At 63.9% G+C, this 23,811-nt stretch carries 28 protein-coding genes; 25 read left to right on the forward strand and 3 right to left on the reverse strand.

The features are described 5' to 3' along the window. Positions 1-11 precede the first annotated feature (11 nt). The 19 genes from AC2FL1_RS06940 to AC2FL1_RS07030 all read left to right on the forward strand — a co-directional run bounded on the left by AC2FL1_RS06940 (position 12) and on the right by AC2FL1_RS07030 (position 17,938). Positions 12-1,244, forward strand: coding sequence for an NADH-quinone oxidoreductase subunit E (locus AC2FL1_RS06940; protein ID WP_496876406.1), 1,233 nt, complete (start codon positions 12-14; stop codon positions 1,242-1,244). Positions 1,245-1,266: 22 nt separating this feature from the next. Further along, a complete protein-coding gene (locus AC2FL1_RS06945; RefSeq protein ID WP_496876407.1) occupies positions 1,267-1,731 on the forward strand; it encodes a hypothetical protein in 465 nt (154 codons plus the stop codon). A 21-nt stretch (positions 1,732-1,752) separates the two neighbouring features. After that, positions 1,753-1,980, forward strand: a complete 228-nt coding sequence (locus AC2FL1_RS06950) for a DUF5337 domain-containing protein (protein ID WP_496876408.1) — start codon at positions 1,753-1,755, stop codon at positions 1,978-1,980. Positions 1,981-1,989: 9 nt separating this feature from the next. Continuing rightward, positions 1,990-3,288, forward strand: coding sequence for an NADH-quinone oxidoreductase subunit NuoF (gene nuoF, locus AC2FL1_RS06955; RefSeq protein WP_234138972.1), 1,299 nt, complete (start codon positions 1,990-1,992; stop codon positions 3,286-3,288). A 47-nt stretch (positions 3,289-3,335) separates the two neighbouring features. After that, positions 3,336-3,668 carry a hypothetical protein gene (locus tag AC2FL1_RS06960; RefSeq protein WP_496876409.1) on the forward strand — a complete coding sequence of 111 codons (333 nt, stop codon included), beginning with the start codon at positions 3,336-3,338 and terminating at the stop codon, positions 3,666-3,668. A gap of 98 nt (positions 3,669-3,766) precedes the next feature. Continuing rightward, positions 3,767-4,171 carry a DUF5333 domain-containing protein gene (locus AC2FL1_RS06965; protein ID WP_496824520.1) on the forward strand — a complete coding sequence of 135 codons (405 nt, stop codon included), beginning with the start codon at positions 3,767-3,769 and terminating at the stop codon, positions 4,169-4,171. A 3-nt stretch (positions 4,172-4,174) separates the two neighbouring features. Beyond that, on the forward strand, positions 4,175-6,199 hold the full coding sequence (gene nuoG, locus AC2FL1_RS06970) for an NADH-quinone oxidoreductase subunit NuoG (RefSeq protein WP_496876410.1): 2,025 nt from the start codon (positions 4,175-4,177) through the stop codon (positions 6,197-6,199). Beyond that, positions 6,196-6,582, forward strand: coding sequence for a YNQ4 family lipoprotein (locus AC2FL1_RS06975; RefSeq protein WP_496824517.1), 387 nt, complete (start codon positions 6,196-6,198; stop codon positions 6,580-6,582). Before nuoG ends, AC2FL1_RS06975 begins: the two co-directional genes overlap by 4 nt. A gap of 6 nt (positions 6,583-6,588) precedes the next feature. Further along, entirely contained in the window at positions 6,589-7,626 is a 1,038-nt protein-coding gene (gene nuoH / locus AC2FL1_RS06980; RefSeq protein WP_234143507.1) for an NADH-quinone oxidoreductase subunit NuoH, read from the forward strand. A gap of 2 nt (positions 7,627-7,628) precedes the next feature. Beyond that, positions 7,629-8,123 carry an NADH-quinone oxidoreductase subunit NuoI gene (nuoI, locus tag AC2FL1_RS06985; protein ID WP_234138978.1) on the forward strand — a complete coding sequence of 165 codons (495 nt, stop codon included), beginning with the start codon at positions 7,629-7,631 and terminating at the stop codon, positions 8,121-8,123. Beyond that, positions 8,120-8,542: a carboxymuconolactone decarboxylase family protein gene (locus AC2FL1_RS06990; protein WP_164128683.1), complete on the forward strand. Its 423-nt coding sequence runs from the start codon at positions 8,120-8,122 to the stop codon at positions 8,540-8,542. The genes nuoI and AC2FL1_RS06990 overlap by 4 nt, the downstream gene beginning before the upstream one ends. After that, a complete protein-coding gene (locus AC2FL1_RS06995) occupies positions 8,539-9,141 on the forward strand; it encodes an NADH-quinone oxidoreductase subunit J (RefSeq protein WP_234138981.1) in 603 nt (200 codons plus the stop codon). The genes AC2FL1_RS06990 and AC2FL1_RS06995 overlap by 4 nt, the downstream gene beginning before the upstream one ends. Before the next feature lie 78 nt (positions 9,142-9,219). Further along, positions 9,220-9,525 (forward strand): NADH-quinone oxidoreductase subunit NuoK, encoded by a 306-nt coding sequence (nuoK, locus tag AC2FL1_RS07000; protein ID WP_011048465.1) that lies wholly within the window; start codon positions 9,220-9,222, stop codon positions 9,523-9,525. 6 nt (positions 9,526-9,531) lie between these two features. Beyond that, the gene (gene nuoL, locus AC2FL1_RS07005) at positions 9,532-11,676 is read left to right on the forward strand and encodes an NADH-quinone oxidoreductase subunit L (protein ID WP_496855838.1); all 2,145 of its coding nucleotides are present in this window, start codon (positions 9,532-9,534) and stop codon (positions 11,674-11,676) included. Continuing rightward, positions 11,676-13,217, forward strand: a complete 1,542-nt coding sequence (locus AC2FL1_RS07010; RefSeq protein WP_496876411.1) for an NADH-quinone oxidoreductase subunit M — start codon at positions 11,676-11,678, stop codon at positions 13,215-13,217. Before nuoL ends, AC2FL1_RS07010 begins: the two co-directional genes overlap by 1 nt. Positions 13,218-13,232: 15 nt before the next feature. Then, positions 13,233-14,675 carry an NADH-quinone oxidoreductase subunit NuoN gene (nuoN, locus tag AC2FL1_RS07015; RefSeq protein ID WP_496876412.1) on the forward strand — a complete coding sequence of 481 codons (1,443 nt, stop codon included), beginning with the start codon at positions 13,233-13,235 and terminating at the stop codon, positions 14,673-14,675. 57 nt (positions 14,676-14,732) lie between these two features. Next, positions 14,733-15,482 (forward strand): biotin--[acetyl-CoA-carboxylase] ligase, encoded by a 750-nt coding sequence (locus AC2FL1_RS07020; RefSeq protein ID WP_496876413.1) that lies wholly within the window; start codon positions 14,733-14,735, stop codon positions 15,480-15,482. A gap of 12 nt (positions 15,483-15,494) precedes the next feature. After that, positions 15,495-16,274, forward strand: a complete 780-nt coding sequence (locus AC2FL1_RS07025; protein WP_496824508.1) for a type III pantothenate kinase — start codon at positions 15,495-15,497, stop codon at positions 16,272-16,274. Further along, complete coding sequence (locus tag AC2FL1_RS07030; protein WP_496824506.1) at positions 16,271-17,938, forward strand: ribonuclease J; 1,668 nt, start codon at positions 16,271-16,273, stop codon at positions 17,936-17,938. Before AC2FL1_RS07025 ends, AC2FL1_RS07030 begins: the two co-directional genes overlap by 4 nt. A gap of 82 nt (positions 17,939-18,020) precedes the next feature. Here the strand turns inward: AC2FL1_RS07030 and AC2FL1_RS07035 are convergent, their stop codons facing one another. Together AC2FL1_RS07035 and AC2FL1_RS07040 are read right to left on the reverse strand one after the other, a co-directional pair. Continuing rightward, positions 18,021-18,728, reverse strand: a complete 708-nt coding sequence (locus AC2FL1_RS07035; RefSeq protein ID WP_496876414.1) for an NUDIX hydrolase — start codon at positions 18,726-18,728, stop codon at positions 18,021-18,023. A 23-nt stretch (positions 18,729-18,751) separates the two neighbouring features. Further along, complete coding sequence (locus AC2FL1_RS07040) at positions 18,752-19,144, reverse strand: DUF983 domain-containing protein (protein WP_496876415.1); 393 nt, start codon at positions 19,142-19,144, stop codon at positions 18,752-18,754. 234 nt (positions 19,145-19,378) lie between these two features. Between AC2FL1_RS07040 and AC2FL1_RS07045 the strand changes: the two genes are divergently transcribed. The 4 genes from AC2FL1_RS07045 to AC2FL1_RS07060 are packed head-to-tail and all read left to right on the forward strand — an operon-like array spanning position 19,379 to position 21,301. Continuing rightward, a complete protein-coding gene (locus tag AC2FL1_RS07045) occupies positions 19,379-19,867 on the forward strand; it encodes an EF-hand domain-containing protein (protein ID WP_496876416.1) in 489 nt (162 codons plus the stop codon). A gap of 5 nt (positions 19,868-19,872) precedes the next feature. Next, the gene (locus tag AC2FL1_RS07050) at positions 19,873-20,475 is read left to right on the forward strand and encodes an RNA polymerase sigma factor (RefSeq protein ID WP_496876417.1); all 603 of its coding nucleotides are present in this window, start codon (positions 19,873-19,875) and stop codon (positions 20,473-20,475) included. Continuing rightward, the gene (locus AC2FL1_RS07055) at positions 20,459-20,830 is read left to right on the forward strand and encodes a hypothetical protein (protein WP_496876418.1); all 372 of its coding nucleotides are present in this window, start codon (positions 20,459-20,461) and stop codon (positions 20,828-20,830) included. The genes AC2FL1_RS07050 and AC2FL1_RS07055 overlap by 17 nt, the downstream gene beginning before the upstream one ends. Then, positions 20,831-21,301, forward strand: coding sequence for a periplasmic heavy metal sensor (locus AC2FL1_RS07060; protein ID WP_496876419.1), 471 nt, complete (start codon positions 20,831-20,833; stop codon positions 21,299-21,301). Positions 21,302-21,314: 13 nt separating this feature from the next. Here the strand turns inward: AC2FL1_RS07060 and AC2FL1_RS07065 are convergent, their stop codons facing one another. Continuing rightward, on the reverse strand, positions 21,315-22,703 hold the full coding sequence (locus AC2FL1_RS07065) for a diguanylate cyclase (protein WP_496876420.1): 1,389 nt from the start codon (positions 22,701-22,703) through the stop codon (positions 21,315-21,317). A 96-nt stretch (positions 22,704-22,799) separates the two neighbouring features. On the opposite strand from AC2FL1_RS07065, the gene AC2FL1_RS07070 reads away from it, so the two are divergent. Both AC2FL1_RS07070 and AC2FL1_RS07075 read left to right on the forward strand, forming a co-directional pair. After that, positions 22,800-23,081 (forward strand): DUF3572 domain-containing protein, encoded by a 282-nt coding sequence (locus AC2FL1_RS07070; protein ID WP_234143516.1) that lies wholly within the window; start codon positions 22,800-22,802, stop codon positions 23,079-23,081. 24 nt (positions 23,082-23,105) lie between these two features. Continuing rightward, the gene (locus AC2FL1_RS07075; RefSeq protein WP_496802741.1) at positions 23,106-23,795 is read left to right on the forward strand and encodes an HAD family hydrolase; all 690 of its coding nucleotides are present in this window, start codon (positions 23,106-23,108) and stop codon (positions 23,793-23,795) included. Positions 23,796-23,811 lie beyond the last annotated feature (16 nt).

The following is a 23,811-nucleotide window of genomic DNA, read 5'->3' on the forward strand; positions in this document are numbered from 1 at the left end:
ACAAGAACACAATGCTACGCCGTCTGTATCCCGAACAGCCCGACAGTTTTGCCTTTACGCCCGCCAATCAGGCCTGGGCCGAGGCGCAGGTTACCAAGTTTCCCGAAGGCCGCCAGGCCAGCGCGGTTATTCCGCTGCTCTGGCGCGCGCAAGAGCAGGAGGGCTGGCTGACCCGGCCCGCCATCGAAGCCGTCGCCGACATGCTGGGCATGGCCTATATCCGGGTTCTGGAAGTGGCCTCGTTCTACTTCATGTTCCAGCTGCAACCGGTTGGAACCGTGGCACATATCCAGATTTGCGGCACCACCTCCTGCATGATCTGCGGCGCCGAGGACCTGATCGCGGTCTGCAAGGAAAAGATCGCCGACAAACCGCATACCCTTTCCGCCGATGGCAAGTTCAGCTGGGAAGAGGTGGAATGTCTCGGTTCCTGCACCAATGCGCCCATGGCGCAGATCGGTAAGGATTATTACGAGGATCTGACCGCCAAGCGGTTCGGCGAGCTTCTGGACGAGCTGGCCGCTGGCAAGGTGCCGGTTCCGGGTCCGCAGAATGGGCGTTACGCGTCCGAGCCTCTCAAGGGGCTGACAAGCCTCACCGACTATGACAGCGGCAAGACCCGCTATAATGCCAGCGTGCAACTGGCCACCGATATCGGTGACACGGTCAAGCGGATCGACGGCACCGAGGTACCGCTGCTGACGCCCTGGATCGGCAAGGACGGCACGGTAGCCAGTCGCGCGGGCAAGGTCAGCCCGCCGCCCGCACCCGCCGCGCCGAAACCGGCGGTCAAGCAGACCCCCAAGGCCGAGGCGGAACCCGCGCCCAAGCCCAAAGCGGAGCCGGTCGTGAAACCCTCGACCGCACTGCCGGGGCAGGAGGATCTGGCCAGCCGCAAGGGCACATGGCGCTATGAGGCCGAGGGTGCCGATACCACGGCCGATGAGGCGGGCGAGGAACAGCCGCTGACCCTGAGCGCGGCACGCGAAGGTGGGGCCGACGACCTCAAGCTGCTCAAGGGCGTGGGGCCCAAGCTCGAAGGTCTGCTCAACGAGCTGGGATTCTATCATTTCGACCAGATTGCCGCCTGGACCCCGGCTCAGGTTGCCTGGGTCGATGCGCGGCTGAAGTTCAAGGGCCGGATCGAACGGGACGGCTGGATCGATCAGGCCCGCCAACTGGCGGCGGGCGAGGAAACGGAATTTGCCAAACGGGCGAAGAAGGACGGAATTTACGACGAATAACTGACAACAGGGAGACCATATCATGACGACCTCAACGGACAAATCGGCAGACACGGCGCGTGTCTGGAAACGGGCGGCCTATGGCGGGCTCGTGGTCGCGGGTGTGATCCTGGTATTCGGTCAGACAAGCTTCATGACAGCTGTTGTCGCCGGACTGGTGGCCTTTGCCGCGGGCGGCTACCTGGGGGGCAGAATGTCCGCGGCCGCGCAACAGGCCGAGGCGCGGGGCAATCTGGGCGAGGACATTCGTGCCGATGTCGCCCAGAGTGCGCCGGCGCCGATGGCGGAACCTGAGGTGGTCGACGTCGTGGCAGAGCCCGAGCCGGTCGAGGCCATGGCAGAGCCCGAGCCGGTCGCGACCGTGGCAGAGCTCGAGGCAGAAGAAGAGATGAAATTGGTTCAGCCCTCCAAGGCCTTGCCGGGCGAAGCTGAACTTGCTGCGCGCAAGGGTACGTGGCGATACGAAGGAAACAGTGCCACGGCGTGATCCGTGGCGGGCACTGGAAACATGGACGATAAACTGGAACAGGTCATTGCCCGCAAGGGCCGCCATATCGCCTTGGTCATCGTCGTGACCATGGTGCTGTGGCTTGTCCTGTCGATGTTCATCGGTCCGGCGCTTGGGCTGCCGGGCCGGTACGCGCTGCTGATCGATTTCGCAGCACTTGCCGGTTTCATCTATGCGGTGATCAACATTTTTCAACTCTGGCGCCTGCGTCAGGATAGCCAAAGGTAGGCAGGAAGCATGCTGAAGGATCAGGACCGGATCTTTACCAATCTCTACGGGATGCACGACCGCACGCTGAAAGGCGCGATGGCACGCGGCCATTGGGACGGAACCGCCGGCATCATCGCCAAGGGGCGGGACTGGATCATCCAGCAGATGAAGGATAGCGGGCTGCGCGGGCGCGGCGGCGCGGGCTTTCCCACCGGTCTGAAATGGTCCTTCATGCCGAAGGAAAGCGATGGCCGCCCGTCCTATCTGGTGGTCAATGCCGACGAATCCGAGCCGGGCACCTGCAAGGACCGCGAGATCATGCGTCACGATCCGCATACGCTGATCGAGGGTTGCCTGATCGCCAGTTTCGCGATGAACGCAAACGCCTGCTATATCTACATTCGCGGCGAATACATCCGCGAGCGCGAGGCGCTGCAGGCCGCGATTGACGAGGCCTATGACGCGGGCCTGTTGGGCAAGAATGCCGCCAAATCGGGCTGGGACTTCGACCTGTATCTGCATCACGGTGCCGGCGCCTATATCTGCGGCGAGGAAACGGCGCTGATCGAAAGTCTCGAAGGCAAGAAGGGCATGCCCCGGATGAAGCCGCCGTTCCCGGCGGGTGCGGGGCTTTATGGCTGCCCGACCACGGTCAACAACGTCGAATCCATCGCGGTGGTGCCCACGATCCTGCGGCGCGGACCGGAATGGTTTGCAGGCTTTGGCCGCCAGAACAACGCTGGCACCAAGCTGTTTGCCATCTCGGGCCATGTGAACAACCCCTGCGTGGTCGAAGAGGCGATGTCGATCTCGTTCCAGGAACTGATCGAGACCCATTGCGGCGGCATTCGCGGCGGCTGGGACAACCTGCTGGCCGTGATCCCGGGTGGCTCTTCGGTTCCCTGTGTCCGCGGGGAAAAGATGAAGGACGCGATCATGGATTTCGATTACCTGCGCGGCGAACTGGGCTCGGGCCTGGGGACCGCAGCGGTTATCGTTATGGACAAATCCACCGATATCGTGAAGGCGATCTGGCGCCTCAGCAAGTTCTACAAGCATGAAAGCTGCGGCCAGTGCACGCCCTGCCGCGAAGGCACCGGCTGGATGATGCGGGTGATGGATCGTCTGGTGCGCGGCGAGGCGGAACTGGAAGAGATCGACATGCTCTGGGACGTGACCAAGCAGGTCGAGGGCCACACGATCTGTGCCCTGGGTGACGCGGCAGCCTGGCCGATCCAGGGCCTGATCCGCAACTTCCGCGAAGAGATCGAGGATCGCATCAAGGCGCAGAAATCGGGCCGCATGGGCGCGATGGCGGCGGAGTGAACGCGATGAGCAAGCCCTCTGCCTCTCGTTTCCCCCAAAGGGCCGCGATGGCCCTTTTGATCGGTGCTGTCGCCGTGACGGCGGCCTGCAACAGAACCAAACGCGAAAATCGGCTGCTGTTCGGCGGGCATTACTTTCCGGTCAAGGCCAAGCCGGTCGACAAGAAGGCGACGCTGTCGGTGTTCACGGTGACGGTGGACAAGGTCAGCCAATCCTTTGACGACGCACGCGAGGCGGGGCGGCATGGCGGTATCTCCTACTGCATCGCCAATTACGGCAACTCCAGGATAGACTGGCAGGTCGGCCCCGACAGCGACCCCGCGCAACTGCGGATCGAGGGCGACAAGATGACCTTTCAAGGCACCTGTCAGCGGCCATGAGCGGACGGTCGGCATATCCCTGCCGGTCGGGCGCGCTGTTATTGCATAACAGGCCCGGCATGCATCGGTCTGGTTCTTCCAGACCGAAAGGACATGCCATGATCAAATCCATCCTGACTGCCGCCGCCAGCCTGGCCATTGCGGCCTCGGCCGCCGCGGCCAAGCCGCCGCTGCGCGAGGTGCCCGAGATTGCCGACGGCATCTTTACCATCGTGGTGGCAAACGAAATCCGCAAGAATTGCGACGATATAGACGGGCGCCTGTTCAAGGGGATCGGCGAGATCCGCCGCCTGCGCGCCCGTGCCAACGAATTGGGCTATTCCGACAGCGAGATCCGCGCCGTTCTTGACAGCGACGTCGAAAAGGAACGGTTCCGCGACCGTGGCCGCAAGTACATGGCCGAACTGGGCCTCAACTATGACAAGCCGGGCGACCTGTGCCGACTGGGCCGGCTGGAAATTTCGAACAACAGCGCAATCGGCGCGCTACTGAGGGCGAATTAGATCATGTCTGACCTCCGCAAGATCAATATCGACGGGCACGAGATCGAAGTCGAGGGCGCAATGACCCTGATTCAGGCCTGCGAAGTGGCCGGGATCGAGGTGCCGCGCTTCTGCTATCACGAGCGTCTGTCGATCGCGGGCAATTGTCGGATGTGCCTGGTCGAGGTCGTGGGCGGCCCGCCGAAACCGGCGGCCTCCTGCGCGATGCAGGTGCGCGACCTGCGCCCGGGGCCGGAAGGCCAGCCGCCGGTGGTCAAGACCAACTCGCCCATGGTCAAGAAGGCCCGCGAGGGCGTGATGGAATTCCTGCTGATCAACCACCCGCTGGATTGCCCGATCTGCGATCAGGGCGGCGAGTGCGATTTGCAAGATCAGGCAATGGCTTATGGCGTCGACTTCAGCCGCTTTCGCGAGGCCAAGCGTGCGGTGGACGATCTGAATCTGGGCCCGCTCGTTGGCACCGCGATGACCCGTTGCATCAGCTGCACCCGCTGCGTCCGCTTCACCACCGAGGTGGCTGGCATCACCCAGATGGGCCAGACCGGCCGGGGCGAGGATGCCGAGATCACCAGCTACCTGAACCAGACGCTGGATTCGAACCTGCAGGGCAACATCATCGACCTGTGCCCGGTGGGTGCACTGACCTCGAAACCCTATGCGTTCACCGCCCGTCCCTGGGAATTGACCAAGACCGAGAGCATCGACGTGATGGATGCGCTGGGGTCGAACATCCGCGTCGATACCAAGGGCCGCGAAGTGATGCGCATCCTGCCGCGCAACCATGACGGCGTGAACGAAGAGTGGATCAGCGACAAGACCCGTTTCGTTTGGGACGGGCTGCGCCGTCAGCGGCTGGACCGCCCCTATGTGCGCGTAGATGGCAAGCTGAAACCCGCCACCTGGCTCGAAGCGCTGAGCGCCGCCGCCGCTGCGATGAAGGGCAAGAAACTTGCCGGCCTGATCGGTGATCTGGCCCCGGTCGAGGCCGCGTTTGCACTGAAACAACTGGTCGAGGGACAGGGCGGCAAGGTGGAATGCCGCGTTGACAATGCCCGCCTGCCGATCGGCAACCGGGGCGCCTATGTGGGCACCGCCGCCATCGAGGATATCGACGACGCCGATATGATCCTGCTCATTGGCACCAACCCGCGCGACGAGGCGCCGGTGCTTAACGCACGTATCCGCAAGGCCTGGACCCGGGGCGCCGAAGTGGCGCTGATCGGCCCCGCCGCCGATCTGACCTATGACTATTTCCACGCCGGAACCGACCGGCAGGCGCTGGCCGACATGATCGCCGAGGGCGTTTCGGACGAGACCCGCGAGAACAAGAAATCGCTGGTGATCGTGGGGCAGGGCGCCCTGCGAGAGGCCGACGGTCTGGCGGTTCTGGCGGCGGCGCAGAAGATGGCCGAAATCTCGGGCTCGGGCCTGTTGGTGCTGCACAGCGCGGCGGGTCGTGTGGGTGCAATGGATATCGGCGCGGTGACCGAAGGCGGCATCGAGGCGGCCATCGACGGAGCCGAGGTGATCTATAACCTGGGTGCCGACGAGGTCGAAATCGACGCGGGTGCATTCGTGATCTATCAGGGCAGCCATGGTGATCGGGGTGCGCATCGTGCCGACGTGATCCTGCCCGGCGCCGCCTATACCGAGGAAAACGGCCTGTTCGTCAACACCGAAGGCCGCCCGCAATTGGCGATGCGCGCGGGCTTTGCCCCCGGCGAGGCCAAGGAAAACTGGGCCATCCTGCGGGCGCTGAGCGCCGAGCTGGGCGCGACCCTGCCGTTCGATTCGCTGGCGCAGCTGCGTCAGGCGCTCGTGGCTGAGGTGCCGCATCTGGCGAAGATCGACCAGGTGCCGGAAAACGTGGTCGAGGCGCTGGAACAGGGCCCGCTGGGCGCGGCCAGCTTCCGCAACGCGGTGGACGATTTCTATCTCTCGAACCCGATTGCGCGGGCCAGCGCCCTGATGGCTGAACTGTCGGCCGCCGCCAAGGCGCGTCGGGCGGAGAAGATTGCCGCCGAATGACCCGTATTGCACTCATATCGCCCCTGGCCCTGATGGCCTGTGCCGACCCGGCGCAGGATCAGGTGTCGCGTTTCGCGCCCCAATACATGGGCGTCGAAACCGCGCTGCTGGAAGGTGATCTGGTGCAATTCGGGGTGCGGATGAGCGGCGCGCGTAGCGCCGCCGATCTGGATGACTATGCCGAATGCGCGGCAGCCCAATATGCCCTGATCCGGGGCTACGGCTTTGCGCGTCATTTGCGCACGAATGTGAATGAAAAGGGTGGCGTGTGGGCGGCGGATGCTGTTTACACCATCTCGCCATCCCTGCCGCGCGGGGCAAAGACCATCGACGCCGAAGTCGTGGTCGCGCACTGCGCCGAAAACGGAATACCCACGGTGTGAGGACCTATGGCTGAATTCTTTGACACCCCAGGCGGCATAGCCCTGATCATCCTGGCACAAGTGCTTGCGGTCGTTGCCTTCGTGATGATCTCGCTTCTCTTCCTCGTCTATGGCGACCGCAAGATCTGGGCCGCGGTCCAGATGCGCCGGGGCCCCAACGTGGTGGGCGTCTATGGCCTGCTGCAATCGGTGGCCGACGCGCTGAAATACGTGGTCAAGGAAGTGGTCATTCCCGCCGGCGCCGACCGGACGGTGTTCATCCTCGCGCCGATGACATCCTTTGTGCTGGCGATGATCGCCTGGGCGGTTATCCCGTTCAACGACGGCTGGGTGCTGAGCGATATCAACGTGGCCATCCTATACGTGTTCGCGGTCTCCTCGCTTGAGGTTTACGGCGTGATCATGGGCGGCTGGGCATCGAACTCGAAGTATCCGTTCCTGGGCTCGCTGCGATCCGCCGCGCAGATGATCTCTTACGAGGTCTCGATCGGCCTCATTATCATCGGGGTGATCCTGTCGACCGGCTCGATGAACTTTGGCGATATAGTGCGGGCGCAGGATACCGGCTGGGGCTTCTTCGGCTGGTACTGGCTGCCGCATTTCCCGATGGTCTTCCTGTTCTTCATCTCGGCACTGGCCGAAACCAACCGTCCGCCCTTTGACCTGCCCGAGGCGGAATCGGAGCTGGTGGCGGGCTATCAGGTGGAGTATTCCGCCACGCCCTTCCTGCTGTTCATGGCCGGGGAATATATCGCCATCTTCCTGATGTGCGCGCTGACCTCGCTGTTGTTCTTCGGCGGCTGGCTGTCGCCCATTCCCGGCCTGCCCGACGGGGTGCTGTGGATGGTCGCCAAGATGGCGTTCTTCTTCTTCCTCTTTGCAATGGTCAAGGCGATCACGCCCCGCTACCGGTATGACCAGCTGATGCGGCTGGGCTGGAAGGTCTTCCTGCCGTTCAGCCTGGTCTGGGTGGTGTTCGTGGCCTTTGCGGCGAAATTCGACTGGTTCTGGGGCCTCTTCGCCCGCTGGACCGTGGGGGGCTGATCATGGCGAATATCGACTATACCCGCGCCGCCAAGTACTTCCTGCTTCAGGATTTCTGGGGCGGCATGAAGCTGGGGCTGAAATACTTCTTCGCCCCCAAGGCGACCGTGAACTATCCGCATGAAAAGGGGCCGCTGTCGCCCCGGTTCCGCGGCGAACACGCGCTGCGCCGTTACCCCAATGGCGAGGAGCGTTGCATCGCCTGCAAGCTTTGCGAGGCGATCTGCCCGGCGCAGGCCATCACCATCGACGCCGAACCGCGCGAGGACGGCAGCCGCCGCACCACGCGTTATGACATCGACATGACGAAATGCATCTATTGCGGTTTCTGCCAGGAGGCCTGCCCGGTCGATGCCATTGTCGAAGGGCCGAATTTCGAGTTTGCCACCGAGACCCGCGAAGAGTTGTTCTATGACAAGGAGAAACTCCTGTCGAACGGCGACCGCTGGGAGGCCGAGATTGCCCGCAACCTGGAACTGGATGCGCCCTACAGATGACCGATGCGCCGAAAAACCCGTTCGAGATGATGCTCGCCCAGGCTCATGACATGGCCAAGGCGTTCAATCCGGCATTGGAGAATTTCTCTCCCTCCGAGGCCTTCAAGGGGTTCGAGGCGATGTGGCCCACCATGCCCAAAGAGGTCATGGAGCTGATGTTCGGCAACACCGTCAACAAGGACGGGCTGGATGCCAGGACCCGGCTGCTGCTGACGCTGGCGGGGCTGACCTGTCAGGGTGCCCAGGCCGACACCGCCGTGCGCCAGACGGTGCGCCACGCGCTGGAAGCGGGGGCGAGAAAACAAGAGATCGTGGAAACGATCGGACAGATGTCGGTCTTTGCCGGCATTCCGGCCATGACCCGCGCGCTGAACTTGGCGCAAGAGGTCATGGGCGATAATGGGGACGATGATCAATGAGCGTGTTTGCGTTTTACCTCTTTGCCATCAGCGCCATCACTGGCGGGCTGTTCACCGTGATCAGCCGCCAGCCGGTGCATTCGGTGCTGTGGCTGATCCTGGCCTTCATCTCTTCGGCGGGCCTCTTTGTGCTCTTGGGGGCCGAGTTTGTGGCCATGCTGCTGGTCATCGTCTATGTCGGCGCGGTCGCGGTTCTGTTCCTGTTCGTCGTCATGATGTTGGACGTGGATTTCGCCGAGCTGAAGGCCGAAATGGCGCGCTATATGCCGCTGGCCTTGCTGATCGGGCTGGTGATCCTGATGCAGTTCGTCATGGCCTATGGCGCCTGGGAAACCGCCGAGGGTGCCGCCGGGCATCTGGCACAACCGGTGCCGGCGGATCGCCACAATACCGAGGCTTTGGGCCTTATCATCTATGATCAGTATTTCCTTCTGTTCCAGCTTGCCGGGCTGATCCTGCTGGTAGCGATGATCGGTGCCATCGTGCTGACCCTGCGTCACCGCCAGGACGTCAAGCGTCAGGACGTGATCGCACAGATGATGCGCGACCCGGCCAAGGCAATGGAACTCAAGGACGTAAAACCGGGGCAGGGGCTGTGAGCGACCCGATTTTTTGCAAAAAAATCGGCCCGAAATCTTTGCAAGATTTCGGTGCCGCGCGAAGGACAGGATGGACGAATGATCGGACTTGAACATTATCTAACGGTCGCGGCGACGCTGTTCGTCATCGGCATTTTCGGTCTGTTCCTGAACCGCAAGAACGTGATCGTTCTGCTGATGAGCATCGAACTGATGCTTCTGGCGGTGAACATCAACCTTGTGGCCTTCTCCTCGTTCCTGGGCGATCTGGTCGGGCAGGTCTTTACACTCTTCGTGCTGACCGTCGCTGCCGCCGAGGCCGCCATTGGCCTCGCCATCCTCGTCTGTTTCTTCCGCAACCGCGGCACCATCGACGTCGAAGACGTCAACGTGATGAAGGGGTAAGGGATCATGGAAACAACCATCCTCTTTGCCCCGCTCGTGGGTGCCATCCTGTGCGGGTTCGGCTGGAAGTTCATTGGCGAGAAAGCTGCCATGTGGACCGCCACGGGCCTGTTGTTCCTGGCCTGTGCGCTCAGCTGGATCGTGTTCCTGGGTTTTGACGGCCATACCCAGCAGATCGAGATCTTGCGCTGGATCGAGAGCGGGTCGCTCTCGACCTCGTGGTCGATCCGCCTCGACCGGTTGACCGCGATCATGCTGATCGTGGTGACGACCGTCTCCGCGCTCGTGCATCTCTACAGCTTCGGCTATATGGATCACGACCCGCAATGGCGCACCGGTGAAAGCTACAAGCCGCGTTTCTTTGCCTATCTGTCCTTCTTCACCTTCGCCATGCTGATGCTGGTGACGGCGGATAACCTGGTGCAGATGTTTTTTGGCTGGGAGGGCGTGGGCGTCGCCTCGTACCTGCTGATCGGGTTCTACTATCGCAAACCCAGTGCCAATGCGGCGGCGATGAAGGCGTTCATCGTCAACCGGGTGGGCGACTTTGGCTTTGCGCTGGGTATCTTTGCCCTGTTCTTCCTCGTGGACAGCATCAACTTCTCTGACATCTTTGCCGCCGTGCCGACGCTGGCTGAGACACAGATGACTTTCCTCTGGCGTGAATGGAACGCGGCCGAGGTGATCGGCGTGCTGCTGTTCATCGGCGCGATGGGCAAATCGGCGCAGCTGATCCTGCACACCTGGTTGCCCGACGCGATGGAAGGCCCGACCCCGGTGTCGGCGCTGATCCACGCGGCCACCATGGTGACGGCGGGCGTGTTCCTGGTCTGCCGGATGTCGCCGCTCTATGAATTTGCGCCGGGTGCGGCCGGTTTCATCACCGTGCTGGGCGCCACCACCGCGTTCTTTGCCGCGACCGTGGGTCTGGTGCAGACCGATATCAAGCGCGTGATCGCCTATTCGACCTGTTCGCAGCTGGGCTACATGTTCGTGGCCGCCGGCGTGGGCATGTATTCGGCGGCGATGTTCCACCTGTTCACGCACGCGTTCTTCAAGGCGCTTCTGTTCCTTGGCGCCGGTTCGGTCATCCATGCGATGCATCACGAGCAGGACATGATGAACTATGGCGCACTGCGCAAGAAGATCCCCTATACCTTCTGGGCGATGATGATCGGCACACTGGCCATCACCGGTGTCGGCATCCCGCTGACAACCATCGGCTTTGCCGGGTTCCTGTCCAAGGACGCGATCATCGAAAGCGCTTATGCGGGTGGATCCGCCTACGGGTTCTGGCTGCTGGTGATCGCCGCGTTCATGACCTCGTTCTACAGCTGGCGACTGATCTTCCTGACCTTCTACGGCGAGGCGCGGGGCGACAAACATACCCATGACCACGCCCATGAAAGCCCCAAGGTGATGCTGGTGCCGCTGGGCGTGCTCAGCCTGGGCGCGGTGTTTGCGGGGATGATCTGGTACGGCAACTTCTTTGGCCATGCCGATCAGGTGGGCAAGTTCTATGGCATCCCGGTGGCCGAGGCCGCTGCGGGTGGTCAGGACGCGGCCCATGGCGCCTCGGATAGCGACACGGTCAGTGGCAGCGATGCAAGCCATGGTAACGCGGACGCCGGTCACGGCGATGACGCGGCGCATGGCAAGGCCGAGGGCGAGCATCACGCAGCCTTTGCCGGGGCACCGGGCGAGGGAGCGCTTTACTTCGGTCCCGACAACCATGTGCTGGACGATGCCCACGCGGCCCCGAAATGGGTCAAGGTCTCGCCCTTCATCGCGATGGTGCTGGGTCTGGCGCTGGCCTATCTGTTCTACATCGTCAATCCCGAGCTGCCCAAGCGGCTGGCGGCCAATCAGCGTCCGCTCTACCTGTTCCTCAAGAACAAGTGGTATTTCGACGAGATCTACGACGCCATCTTTGTCCGCCCGGCGCTGGCCCTGGGCCGGCTGTTGTGGAAACGCGGTGACGGCGGCACGATCGACGGCTTCCTGAATGGCGTCGCCATGGGCGTGGTGCCCTATTTCACCCGCCTCGCGGGCAAGGCTCAGTCGGGCTACATCTTCACTTACGCTTTCTGGATGGTTCTGGGCATCGCTGCCCTGGTCACCTGGATGTCGATCGGCGGGGGCGCACACTGATGGACAACATCCTTTCCATTGTCACCTTCATCCCGGCCCTGGCCGCGGCGATCCTGGCCGTGTTCCTGCGGGGCGAGGATGCCGCAGCCCAGCGCAATGCCAAATGGGTGGCGCTGTTTGCGACAACCGTGACCTTCCTTGTGTCCATCGGTATCTATGCCGGCTTTGACCCGGCCGACACCGGCTTTCAGATGGTGGAAGAGGCCGAATGGCTGATGGGCCTGAAGTACAAGATGGGCGTTGACGGGATCAGCGTTCTCTTCGTGCTGCTGACCACCTTCATCATGCCGCTGACCATCCTGGCCAGCTGGGAGGTCACGACCCGCGTCAAGGAATACATGATCGCCTTCCTGCTCTTGGAAACACTCATGCTGGGCGTGTTCATGGCGCTCGACCTGGTGCTGTTCTACCTGTTCTTCGAGGCAGGGCTGATCCCGATGTTCCTGATCATCGGGATCTGGGGCGGCAAGGAGCGCATCTATGCCTCCTTCAAGTTCTTCCTCTACACCTTCCTCGGCTCGGTGCTGATGCTGGTGGCGATGGTGTCCATGTATGTGGATGCCGGCACCACCGATATCGCGCTGCTGATGAAGCACCAGTTCTCGTCCGAAAGCTTCAGTGTGTTGGGCGTGCATGTGCTGGGTGGGGCGCAGACCCTGATGTTCCTGGCCTTCTTCGCCAGCTTCGCGGTCAAGATGCCGATGTGGCCGGTACATACCTGGTTGCCCGACGCGCACGTACAGGCACCGACCGCCGGTTCGGTGGTGCTGGCCGCGATCCTGTTGAAGATGGGCGGCTACGGTTTCCTGCGCTTCAGCCTGCCGATGTTCCCCGTGGGCGCAGAGGTGATGACCGACCTGATCCTGTGGCTGTCGGCCATCGCGGTTGTCTACACCTCGCTGGTGGCGATGGTGCAGGAGGACATGAAGAAGCTGATCGCCTATTCCTCGGTCGCGCATATGGGCTTTGTCACCATGGGCATCTTTGCCGCCAACCAGCAGGGGGTCGACGGGGCCATCTTCCAGATGCTCAGCCACGGTTTCATCTCGGCGGCGCTGTTCCTGTGTGTCGGCGTGATCTATGACCGGATGCATACCCGCGACATCGACGCCTATGGCGGTCTGGTGAACCGGATGCCGACCTATGCCCGCGTGTTCATGCTGTTCACCATGGCCAATGTCGGCCTGCCGGGCACCAGCGGGTTCATCGGCGAGTTCCTGACCCTGATGGGCACCTTCCAGAAGAACACCTGGGTTGCGGCGGTCGCCGCCTCGGGCGTGATCTTTTCGGCGGGCTATGCACTGTGGCTCTATCGCCGGGTGGTGTTCGGGGACCTGATCAAGGAAAGCCTCAAGGCGATCACCGACATGAACAGCCGAGAGCGCGCCATCTTTGCGCCGCTGATCGTGATGACCATCCTTCTGGGGGTCTATCCCGCGCTGGTCACCGATATCATCGGGCCGTCGACCGCCGCGCTGATTTCGAACTTTGACACGGCCCTGGCCGCGGCCGAAGCCGCGACCCAGGTCGCATCGCATTAAGGGAGCTTTGGGAACATGATCCAGGCTGATCTGTACATTATCCTGCCCGAGATCGTTCTGGCGGTCTATGCGATGGCGGCGCTGCTGGGGGCGGTCTATACGACCAAGGACGGGATGGGCCCGGCGCTGGTCTGGGCCACGGCGGCACTGATGGCGGTGCTGGCGATCTGGATCGCGACCCAGGACAGCGGCACCCGCGTGGCATTCGGCGGCATGTTCGTCGATGACGCGTTTGCCCGCTTTGCCAAGGTGGCGATCCTTCTGTCGGCCGGTGCCGTTCTGCTGATGAGCCAGGACTACATGGCGCGGCGCGGGCTGTTGCGGTTCGAATATCCCTTGCTGGTGGCGCTGGCCGCTGTCGGCATGATGATGATGGTCAGCGCCGGCGACCTGATGTCCCTTTACATGGGGCTAGAACTGCAATCGCTGGCGCTCTACGTCGTGGCCTCGCTGCGCCGCGACAGCGTGAAATCGACCGAGGCGGGTCTGAAATACTTCGTGCTGGGTGCGCTGAGTTCCGGCCTGCTGCTTTACGGCGCCTCGCTGGTCTATGGCTATACCGGCACCACGCTGTTCTCGGGCATCCTGACCAGCGCCCATCATGGTGAGGTCTCGATCGGGTTGCTCTTTGGTCTGATCTTCCTGATCTCGGGTCTGGCGTTCAAGGTCTCGGCGGTGCCGTTCCATATGTGGACGCCGGACGTCTACGAAGGCTCGCCCACCCCGATCACCGCCTTCTTTGCCACAGCGCCCAAGGTGGCGGCGATGGGTCTGTTCGCGCGCCTGATGTTCGATGCCTTCGGCAATGCAGTCAGCGATTGGCAACAGGTTCTGGTGGTGCTCTCGGTCCTCAGCATGTTCCTGGGCGCGGTGGCCGCGATTGGCCAGCGCAACATCAAGCGGCTGATGGCGTTCTCGTCCATCGCGCATATGGGCTATGCCCTGATCGGTCTGGCCGCGGGCACCCAGGCAGGGGTGCAGGCGATGCTGATCTATCTGGCAATCTACGTCACCATGAACGTGGGTACCTTTGCCTTTATCCTGATGATGGAGCGGGACGGCCAGCCGGTGGTGGATATCGACGCCCTGCGCCAGTTCTCGCGCCGTGATCCGGGCAAGGCGCTGGCGGTGCTGATCCTGATGTTCAGCCTAGCGGGCGTGCCGCCGATGCTGGGCTTCTTCGCCAAGCTGGGCGTCTGGCAGGCCGGTATCGACGCCGGGCTGATGGGGCTGGTCGTGGCCTCGGCCATCGCGTCGGTCATCGGCGCCTTCTACTATCTGCGCATCGTGTTCTACATGTATTTCGGCGCCGAGAACGAGGAACCGATCGACACCCATTCCTCGCCCGTGCTCTGGGTGGCGCTGATGGGGTCGGCCGCGATGATGCTGGTGGGGCTGTTCTATCAGTTCGGGGTTGAAGGGGCGGCTGCCGCCGCGGCGGCGACGCTTGTCAACTGATCCTGCAACACAACCGACAAAGGAGGGCTCGGTCCGTGGACCGGGCCTTTTTGCGCAATGAGTGAATGGCCTCAAGGCTACGGCAAGCGGGTGCTGGACGAGGTCGACAGCACGCTGAACGAGGCAGGCAGGATCGCATCGACCCTGTCGGGGCCGGAATGGATCATGGCGCGGCGCCAGACCGCCGCCCGAGGGCGGCGGGGCAGGGCCTGGGTGCAAGCGCAGGGCAATCTGGCGGCAACATTGGTGATGCGCCCGGTGGGCGAGGCCAAACAGGCCGCGCTACGCAGTTTTGTCGCGGCGCTGGCGTTGTTCGATGCCTGTGTGGCGGTGACCGGACGGGCAGAGGGGCTGTCGCTGAAATGGCCCAATGACGTGCTGCTGAACGGCGGCAAGCTGGCGGGTATCCTGCTGGAAAGCACCGGCCACGGCAGTGGTGTGGCGCATCTGGCCATAGGCGTCGGGGTCAACCTGGCCGATGCCCCCGGCGCCGACGCGGTCGAGCCGGGCGCGGTCCGCCCGGTCTCGCTGGTCTCGGAGACCGGCGCGCAGGTCGAGCCCGAGCTGTTCCTGACCGAACTGGCGGCTGCCTTTGCGCGATACGAGACGCAGTTCCTGACCTATGGATTTGCGCCTATCCGCAGTGCCTGGCTGGCCCGCGCCGCGCGTCTGGGCGAGGTGATCACCGCACGCACCGCGACGTCTGAAACCGTGGGCACCTTTGAAACGGTGGACGCCGAGGGCAACCTTGTCCTAAACACCGCCCAGGGCCGGGTCAGCATCCCGGCGGCAGAGGTCTATTTCTAGGGAGACAGGGCCATGCTTCTGGCCATTGACTGCGGCAATACCAATACCGTCTTCTCGATCTGGGATGGCGAGAAATTCCTGTGCACGCTCAGGACCTCGACCCATCACGCGCGCACGGCGGATGCCTATTTCACCTGGTATTCGACCCTGATCAAACATTACGGGATCGAAACCGACATCACCGATGTGATCATCTCCTCCACGGTGCCGCGCGTGGTGTTCAACCTGCGCGTCTTTGCCGACCGCTTCTTTGGCTGCCGTCCGCTGGTGGTGGGCAAGCCCGACTGCCTGCTGCCGGTGCAGCCGCGTGTCGATGCGGGTACCGCCGTCGGCCCCGACCGTCTGGTCAATGCCGCCGCTGCCTATGACCGCCATGGCGGCAACAAGATCGTGGTCGATTTCGGTACCGCGACCACATTCGACGTGGTCGATGACGACGGCGCCTATGTGGGTGGCGTGATCGCGCCCGGCGTGAACCTCAGCCTTGAGGCGCTGCATATGGCGGCGGCGGCGCTGCCGCATGTGGATATCGCCAAGCCGCAGGCGGTGATCGGCACCAATACCGTGGCCTGCATGCAATCGGGCGTGTTCTGGGGCTATGTCGGGCTGGTCAAGGAAATCTGCGCCCGCATCAAGGCGGAACGCGACCGCGATATGCAGGTGATCGCGACCGGCGGGCTGGCGGCGCTGTTTCAGCAAAGTGAAATTCTGTTCGATATCTTCGAAGACGATCTGACGATGCACGGGCTGACCGTGATCCATCGCTATAACAAGGAAAACGGGACCGTATGAGCCGTGAGAGATTGATCTACCTTCCATTGGGGGGCGCCGGCGAGATCGGCATGAACGCCTATGTCTATGGCTATGGCAAGCCGGGTAAGGAGCGGCTGATCCTGGTCGATATCGGTGTCGCCTTCTCCGATATGGACACCACGCCGGGGGTGGATCTGATCTGGGCTGACATCTCGTGGCTGCGAGAGAATGTCGACCGGCTTGAGGCGGTATTCATCACCCACGCGCATGAGGATCACGTCGGCGCGGTTGCCCATACCTATGACCAGTTGCGCAAACCGATCCACGCGCGTGCCTTCACCGCAAACCTCGCCCGGCGCAAGATGGCCGAACTGGGCCTGCCCGAGGAGGCGGTACAGACGGTTTCGGCCTGGCCCGAGCAGGTGCAGGCCGGTCCCTTTACCGTCGGGTTCCTGCCGGTGTCGCACTCGATCCCGGAAAGCGCCGCGCTGGTCATCGAGACGCCCGCGGGCCGGATCGTGCATAGCGGCGATTTCAAGCTCGACCCCAACCCGGTGGTGGGCGAGGCTTTTGATCCCGAACTCTGGGGCTCGGTGGGCAAAAGCGGGGTGCGGGCGCTGGTCTGCGACTCGACCAACGTGTTCTCACCCAATCCGGGCCGTTCGGAATCCGAGGTCGGCCCCGAGATCGAGAAACTGGTGGCAGGCGCCACCGGCATGGTGGTGGCGACCACATTCGCCTCGAACGTGGCGCGAGTGCGCACCCTGGCCGAGGCGGGCGCCCGGGCCGGGCGCTCGGTGGTGCTGCTCGGTCGCGCGATGCGGCGGATGATCGAGGCCTCGATGGAAACCGGCGTGCTGACCGAGTTTCCGCCTGTGATCAGCCCGGAAGAGGCGCAGGACATCCCGCGCGATCATCTGATGCTGATCGTGACCGGCAGCCAGGGCGAACGCCGCGCCGCCAGCGCCCAGCTGGCGCGCGGCAAGTATCGCGGGCTGGAACTGGCCGAGGGCGATCTGTTCCTTTTCTCGTCCAAGACCATCCCGGGCAACGAAAAGGAAGTCATCCGCATCATCAACCAGCTCAGCGAAAAGGGCGTTGACGTGGTCGATGACAGCTCGGGCCGGTATCACGTATCGGGCCATGCCAACCGACCTGATCTGGAGCGGGTACATGCGCTGATCGATCCGCAGATGGTGATCCCCATGCATGGCGAGCACCGGCACCTGCGCGAACATGCGCGCGTGGCCGAGGCGGGCGGGCGTCAGGGCGTGGTGGCGGTGAACGGTACCATGCTGGACCTCAGCGGCAATGCGCCCGTGGTGGCCGCCCATATCGAGACCGGGCGCACCTATCTTGACGGCACGGTGCAGGTGGGCGCGCTGGACGGGGTGATCCGCAACCGGATCCGGATGGCACTGAACGGCCATGTGACGGTCACGGTGATCCTGGACGAAGAGGACGAACCGCTGGGCGAGCCCTGGTGCGACGTCATGGGTCTGCCCGAGATCGGCAGCTCCAAGGCGCCGCTGGTCGATGTGATGGAAGAGGATCTGAACCAGTTCCTCATGCGCTCGAACCAGAAGACCCTGCGCGACGATGACCGGCTGGAAGAGGCGCTGCGCCGGATCGCGCGCCAGACCGCCCAGGCGGAGATCGGCAAGAAGCCGGAAGTAACGGTGGTGATCAGCCGCATGCGCTGAGCCGGGCGCGGGACAAGGTCTTGAAAAAGACCTTGTGGGCAAGATTTGACTTCAAATCTTGCCGCGCCTAGCCAAGGCCGGGCTACCCGGTCTCGGGCATAGGATAGCCGCGCAGGCGCAGGAACAGGCTCGCCTCTTCGTTATTGTGGAAATAGGGCACCGAGGCGGGTGGTTCGGGATCGGCCACACGGCCCGCGACCTCTGCCAGCACAACCTCGGTGATGAAGGGCAGATCGAAGCGGCGCGCGTCTTTCAGCGGGATCCATTGCAGGTGAGACAGCTCGTCCGAAGCGTGGGTGAAATCGTCCAGGTCACCCGAGATCGCCCCGGCATCGACCAGGAAGAACCGCGCGTCGAACCGGCGCGGCCGACCCGGCGGGGTCAGGGCCCGGAACACGAATTGCAGCGCCTCGGCCGCCGGCAGGTGGCCGGTCGCTGCGAAGCTCTGCCAATCATCCGGCACCATGCCGGGCCAGTCACCGGGGCTGCCCAGGATCAGGCCGGTCTCTTCCCACAGTTCTCGCACCGCGGCCACCGCCAGCGCATGGCCCAAGCCCTGAGGCGCCTTTTCGGTCAGCCGGTCGGCGCAGACAGGTGGCAGCGGGCTTGCCAGCGGCACCTGCGCGTCCTCGGCATCCACCGCGCCACCGGGGAAAACGAACTTGTTGGGCATGAACGCCGCCTTGGCGCCACGCTGTCCCATCAGGATTGCGGGATTGTCCAGCCGGTCGCGCAGCACGATCACCGTGGCCGCATTGCGGATTGCCGTCTTGTCCTGCTGTTCTGTCATGTCCCCTCCTGCCGGGCCGGGGATCAGCGGTTCTTGTCGAACCCGTGCATACGGCGTGCCCATTGATAGGCGACCACCATCCCCTTCAGCCGAGGCAAAAGGTAGAGCGAGAGGCTCAGGCATCCAAGCGCAAAAATGGTAAACAGCGTCATCGGGCTGGGCCGCCAGGTCTCGAAGACCACCAGCAACAGCGGTGCCATCAGGTGGCCCACGAGCAGGATGGTCAGATAGGCCGGGCCGTCATCGGCGCGGTGATGCATGTATTCTTCGCCGCATTCGCTGCAATGGTCGTTCACCTTGAGATAGGAATGCAGCAGCCGCCCCTGGCCGCAATTGGGGCAACGCCCGCGAAAACCCGTCAGGATGGCGGGCCAGGTCGGGCGGTCGGTCTCGGCGCAGAGGGCTTGATCGGTCATGGGGTCTCTCGGTCTAGGATTGCCCGTCAATCTGGGCCTGTTTCGTCGCCGGGAAAAGGCCACTTGCGGGCCTTGCGTCGGCATGTCGCAAAAAGGGGCGGGCTCCCGGCATCTTTACCCCGGCGCGCCAGCAATGGCAAAATAATGTCGCCGCCCGCGACGGAGTTTCACCGCCCGCCCGTTACAAGGATACGAACGGCGGCACGGGGCCGCTGGCGAGCAAGGGAAACCGATATGAAACATGCAGGCTTTATCGCAGCCCTCCTTTTGACCGGCGTCGCGGTCACCGCCACCTCGGCGCTGGCGATGGGTCCGGGTGGCGGCATGCGCCATAACTTCTCCGAGATCGATGCCAATGGCGATGGCAAGATCACGCCAGAGGAGATGCAAGGCCACCGGGTCGCCATGTTCACCACTGCCGATTCCGATGGCGATGGCAAGCTGAGCCAGGCCGAGCTTGAGACGCAGGCCATGGCCCATGCCAAGGCGCGGGTCGCGTGGATGCTGGAGCGGCACGATGCGAACAAGGACGGAGCACTGAGCCAGGACGAGATGCCGAAGCACCAGAAAGAGGGCAAATCCATGCGTATGTTCGAACACATGGACGCCGATGGCGACGGGGCGATCTCGGAGCAGGAGTTTTCGGAAATGCAGGCTCGAGGGCATGACCGCCATGGCGGCCATGGCATGAAACATGGTTGCGACGGTAAACGGAAAAACTGAGACCGATGGAGCGACGCGCTTCGACAGACGGGCCGGCAGAGGCCGCCGGCCCGGCGGACGAGGCGCTGTTGACGCGGTTTGCCAAGGGCGATCCCCAGGCGGCGCGGGATTTGACCGGTTGCCTGGGGCCTCGGGCCTTCTCCGTGGCGCTCAGGGTGCTGGGCAACCGGGCCGAGGCCGAGGACGTGGCACAAGAGGCGATGCTGCGCCTGTGGCGGATGGCGCCCGAGTGGGAGCCGGGCCGGGCGCGGATCAGTACATGGCTCTACCGTGTGACGCTGAACCTGTGCCTTGACCGCAAGCGGCGGGCGCAGCCGGTCGATCTGGGCACCATGCCCGAACCGCCGGACGACGCGCCACCAGCGATCGAGGTCCTGCAACAGGCGGCGCGGGTCGATGCGTTGCAGGCGGCACTGATGCACCTGCCGGACCGGCAGCGGCAGGCGGTGGTCCTGCGCCATATCGAGGAACTCTCGAACCCCGAGATCGCCGAGATCATGGGGATCGGCGTCGAGGCCGTGGAAAGCCTGACAGCACGGGGGAAACGGGCGCTTGCCGGGCAACTGGCCGGTCAGCGCGCAGCTTTGGGGTATGACGATGACGGATGACATGACCGATCTGGACCGGATGCTGCACGCGGCGCGCGCCGGGCGGGACGACCTGCCCGAGGCGCTGGCGCAGCGGATGCTGGCCGACGCGGCCGGGGTACAGGCCAGCCTGACCCCACGACCCGTGCCGAGGCGCGATCTGCATGCGCATGGCGCCTGGCGTGCTCTGCTGGCGGCGCTGGGGGGCTGGCGCGGCATGGGCGGGCTGGCCACCGCCTGCGCGGCGGGGGTCTGGATCGGCGTCGCACCGCCCGAATTCCTGCCGGATCCGGCGCAGCTGGTGCTGGATGCGCAGACCGAAACCGAGACGCTGGGGTTCTACGACCTGGCCGACATCATCAGCGAGGATGGGTGAATGACAGAGGAGAAAAAGACGCTGGGCTGGCCGCTCCGCCTGTTGTTGCTGGGCTCGCTGGCCCTCAACCTGCTGGTGATCGGTCTGGCGGTGGGGGCCATCTGGCGCTTTGGCGGTGATCATGGTCATCGGCCACCGCTGCCGATGGCGGCAACGCTGTACAGGGCCCTGCCGGATGCCGACCGCGACTATCTGCGCCAGCATGCGCATGGGCGGCTGGATGCCCGGCAGACACGTCGCGCGCAGGATATGGCCGAACTGGCGGCGGCACTCAGGGCTTCGCCCTTCGACGCCGCGCGGTTCGCCGCGCTTCTGGAACAGCATGAAATGCGGCGGGCCGAGGGGCATGAGGTCATGCGCGCGGCATTGATCGACCGGATCGCCGCGATGGATACCGGTGCGCGTGCCGCCTATGCCGACCGCATCGAACGGATGCGGATGCACGGACATCCCCGGCGCGACCGGAACTAGGGCGAAGGGTGGCTCAGGCCGCTGCGGCATCGGCCAGCGACACCCGGTTGCGCCCGGTATCCTTGGCCCGATAGAGCGCCCGGTCCGCCTGTGCGATCAATTCGCCGGGGCTGAGCGGTGGTTCGGTCCCGGCGGGGGTGACGGTGACAAGCCCGATACTGGTGGTGACTGCGATCGGGTGGGCCTGTCCAGGCACCACGAAGGGTTCGCCATTTATCCGGGCACAAAGCCGCGAGGCGGCACCAAGCGCCTGTGTTTGTGAAACGCCCGGCAGCACGATCAGAAACTCCTCTCCGCCGATGCGGGCCAACAGGTCGCCCGAGCGCATCTGGCAGCTCAGCCGCCGGGCGGTTTCGACCAGAACGGCGTCGCCGGCGGGGTGGCCAAAGCGGTCGTTGATGCCCTTGAAATGGTCCAGATCCGCCAGCATCACTGCAAAGGGCTGCCCGGTCTCGGCAGCCTCGTTCAGGATGCGGTCCAGCGCGGGCAGGGCGTAACGGCGGTTGTGCAGCCCGGTCATCGGGTCAGTCAGTGCCGCCTGTAGGCGCGCGTTCAGCGTGCTGCGGAACCGTTCCGCGCGGGCCTTGCGCCGTAGCAGCGTTTCGAGACGCAACACCAGTTCGCGCAGGGCAAAGCCGCCGGGCATCACATCGTCGGCGCCCCGGTCCAGCGCGTCGGCGGCAAGGTGCGCGTTGGCGGGATTGGGAATGGCCAGGATGGCGGCATTGCGTGTGCTGCCGCGGGCGCGCAGATCGGCCAGCAGGCGCAGGCCGGTGGTGCCATCGCTCAACTCGACCACGATCACATCCGGCTCACGGTCACGCAGCAGGTGCTGGATATCCTCCATCCGGTGCAGGTCGATCCGATGGGCCACATGCCCCTTGAGGCGGCTGCGCCAGATGGCGCCGGTGCCGGGGGTCTGGGTGACCAGCGCGATATCAGCGACCCGGGCCGGACCGCGGAACGCGGCGGTCTCCTCGGCAAAACCCATGTCGCGGGCGCCGCTTTGCAGGCGCAATTCCTCGATCCCGGCATAGGCGCGGATCAGGCTGCGGACCCGCGCCAGCAGCACCACGTCGTCATAGGGTTGGGACAGCACATCCTCGATCCCGCTCTCCAGCGCGCTCAGCCGGGCGGTATGGTCGTTCTGCCCGGCGATAGCGATCATCGGGATGTTGGCTAGGCTCTCATCGGCCAGCAGCGCGCGTTTGACATCCATCGCGGTGCCATCGGGCAGGGTCATCGCGCACAGGATCAGGTCCGGGCGCACCCGGCGCAGCAATGCGCCTATCCCCTCCAGCCGGTCGGTCTGCACCACATGGTACCAGGCTGCCGACAGCTGCACCTTGAGCATGATCCGGTTGGTGGAGACACCGTCGAGGATCAGTATCGTTCCCTGCACGGTCCCAGCCTTTCGACTATTGTTTCCAATTCTTGTCAAAGTGTTTATGAGACAGGTTAACAAACCCTTTCCAACCCTCTCCCAGCCGGAGCTTGCATGCGAATTTCCGCCGATGCCGCCGAGACGCTGGCCTTGCAGGCGCTGACTTGGCTGGTGACCAATGACGAGCTGTTACCTGTGTTTCTGGGCTCGACCGGCGCCGATATCGGCGATCTGCGCGCGCGGGCGGGAGACAGGCAGTTTCTTGCCTCGGTGCTGGATTTCCTGACAATGGACGATGCCTGGGTCATTGCCTTTTGCGATGAACAGGGCATTGCTTATGATCAGCCGATGCAGGCGCGCGCCGTTCTGGGTGGTGGCGAGATGCATTGGACCTGACCCAGACAGACGGAGCCATATCACATGCCGATCGACGCGCTCTTGTTCGACAAGGACGGTACCCTCTTTGACTTTGCCGCCACCTGGGGGGCCTTCGGGCGTGCCTTTCTGATCCGCATCGGCGATGGCGACGCGGCACGTGCGGCGCAGTTGGGTGCCATGATCGGTTTCGATTTCGATGCCGCGCGCTATGCCCGTGACAGTGTGGTGATCGCAGGCACGCCGGGCGAGATTGCCGAGGTTTTGCTGCCAGAGCTTCCGGGGGTCAGCCACGGCGCGCTGGTTGACATGATCAACGAGGAAAGCGCCCGCGCGCCGCAGGTTCAGGCGGTGCCGCTGGCGCCCTTTCTTGATGCGATGCGCGCGCGCGGTCTCAGGCTGGGCGTTGCCACCAACGATGGCGAGGCCCCGGCGCGGGCGCATCTGGGTTCGGTCGGGGTGGCGGACCGGTTCGATTTCATCGCCGGCTTCGACAGCGGCCATGGGGCGAAGCCGGGGCCGGGGCAGTTGTTGGCCTTTGCCGACCGGATCGGGCTCGACCCGGCGCGCGTGGCGATGGTGGGCGACAGTACCCATGACATGATGGCCGGGCGCGCGGCGGGCATGACCACGGTGGCAGTGCTCACCGGTCTGGCCGGGGCCGAGGATCTGTCCCCTCATGCCGATGTGGTCCTGCCCCATATCGGCCATATTGGCGACTGGTTGGGGCACTGACGCGAAATTTTGCGTC

The sequence above is a fragment of the Ruegeria sp. YKSF070 genome (assembly GCF_059612725.1).

What these genes read in the sequence shown, in the direction of transcription:
- nuoI (WP_234138978.1), top strand. Translation starts at nt 7,629, where the DNA reads ATGGCGAATATCGACTATACCCGCGCCGCCAAGTACTTCCTGCTTCAG.
- nuoF (WP_234138972.1), top strand. Translation starts at nt 1,990, where the DNA reads ATGCTGAAGGATCAGGACCGGATCTTTACCAATCTCTACGGGATGCAC.
- AC2FL1_RS06940 (WP_496876406.1), top strand. Translation starts at nt 12, where the DNA reads ATGCTACGCCGTCTGTATCCCGAACAGCCCGACAGTTTTGCCTTTACG.
- AC2FL1_RS06945 (WP_496876407.1), top strand. Translation starts at nt 1,267, where the DNA reads ATGACGACCTCAACGGACAAATCGGCAGACACGGCGCGTGTCTGGAAA.
- AC2FL1_RS07060 (WP_496876419.1), top strand. Translation starts at nt 20,831, where the DNA reads ATGACAGAGGAGAAAAAGACGCTGGGCTGGCCGCTCCGCCTGTTGTTG.
- AC2FL1_RS06995 (WP_234138981.1), top strand. Translation starts at nt 8,539, where the DNA reads ATGAGCGTGTTTGCGTTTTACCTCTTTGCCATCAGCGCCATCACTGGC.
- AC2FL1_RS07050 (WP_496876417.1), top strand. Translation starts at nt 19,873, where the DNA reads ATGGAGCGACGCGCTTCGACAGACGGGCCGGCAGAGGCCGCCGGCCCG.
- AC2FL1_RS06990 (WP_164128683.1), top strand. Translation starts at nt 8,120, where the DNA reads ATGACCGATGCGCCGAAAAACCCGTTCGAGATGATGCTCGCCCAGGCT.
- AC2FL1_RS06950 (WP_496876408.1), top strand. Translation starts at nt 1,753, where the DNA reads ATGGACGATAAACTGGAACAGGTCATTGCCCGCAAGGGCCGCCATATC.
- AC2FL1_RS07070 (WP_234143516.1), top strand. Translation starts at nt 22,800, where the DNA reads ATGCGAATTTCCGCCGATGCCGCCGAGACGCTGGCCTTGCAGGCGCTG.
- nuoH (WP_234143507.1), top strand. Translation starts at nt 6,589, where the DNA reads ATGGCTGAATTCTTTGACACCCCAGGCGGCATAGCCCTGATCATCCTG.
- AC2FL1_RS07010 (WP_496876411.1), top strand. Translation starts at nt 11,676, where the DNA reads ATGGACAACATCCTTTCCATTGTCACCTTCATCCCGGCCCTGGCCGCG.
- nuoN (WP_496876412.1), top strand. Translation starts at nt 13,233, where the DNA reads ATGATCCAGGCTGATCTGTACATTATCCTGCCCGAGATCGTTCTGGCG.
- AC2FL1_RS06965 (WP_496824520.1), top strand. Translation starts at nt 3,767, where the DNA reads ATGATCAAATCCATCCTGACTGCCGCCGCCAGCCTGGCCATTGCGGCC.
- AC2FL1_RS07040 (WP_496876415.1), bottom strand. Translation starts at nt 19,144, where the DNA reads ATGACCGATCAAGCCCTCTGCGCCGAGACCGACCGCCCGACCTGGCCC.
- nuoG (WP_496876410.1), top strand. Translation starts at nt 4,175, where the DNA reads ATGTCTGACCTCCGCAAGATCAATATCGACGGGCACGAGATCGAAGTC.
- AC2FL1_RS06975 (WP_496824517.1), top strand. Translation starts at nt 6,196, where the DNA reads ATGACCCGTATTGCACTCATATCGCCCCTGGCCCTGATGGCCTGTGCC.
- AC2FL1_RS07020 (WP_496876413.1), top strand. Translation starts at nt 14,733, where the DNA reads ATGAGTGAATGGCCTCAAGGCTACGGCAAGCGGGTGCTGGACGAGGTC.
- AC2FL1_RS07025 (WP_496824508.1), top strand. Translation starts at nt 15,495, where the DNA reads ATGCTTCTGGCCATTGACTGCGGCAATACCAATACCGTCTTCTCGATC.
- nuoL (WP_496855838.1), top strand. Translation starts at nt 9,532, where the DNA reads ATGGAAACAACCATCCTCTTTGCCCCGCTCGTGGGTGCCATCCTGTGC.
- AC2FL1_RS07035 (WP_496876414.1), bottom strand. Translation starts at nt 18,728, where the DNA reads ATGACAGAACAGCAGGACAAGACGGCAATCCGCAATGCGGCCACGGTG.
- AC2FL1_RS06960 (WP_496876409.1), top strand. Translation starts at nt 3,336, where the DNA reads ATGGCCCTTTTGATCGGTGCTGTCGCCGTGACGGCGGCCTGCAACAGA.
- AC2FL1_RS07075 (WP_496802741.1), top strand. Translation starts at nt 23,106, where the DNA reads ATGCCGATCGACGCGCTCTTGTTCGACAAGGACGGTACCCTCTTTGAC.
- AC2FL1_RS07030 (WP_496824506.1), top strand. Translation starts at nt 16,271, where the DNA reads ATGAGCCGTGAGAGATTGATCTACCTTCCATTGGGGGGCGCCGGCGAG.
- AC2FL1_RS07055 (WP_496876418.1), top strand. Translation starts at nt 20,459, where the DNA reads ATGACGATGACGGATGACATGACCGATCTGGACCGGATGCTGCACGCG.
- nuoK (WP_011048465.1), top strand. Translation starts at nt 9,220, where the DNA reads ATGATCGGACTTGAACATTATCTAACGGTCGCGGCGACGCTGTTCGTC.
- AC2FL1_RS07045 (WP_496876416.1), top strand. Translation starts at nt 19,379, where the DNA reads ATGAAACATGCAGGCTTTATCGCAGCCCTCCTTTTGACCGGCGTCGCG.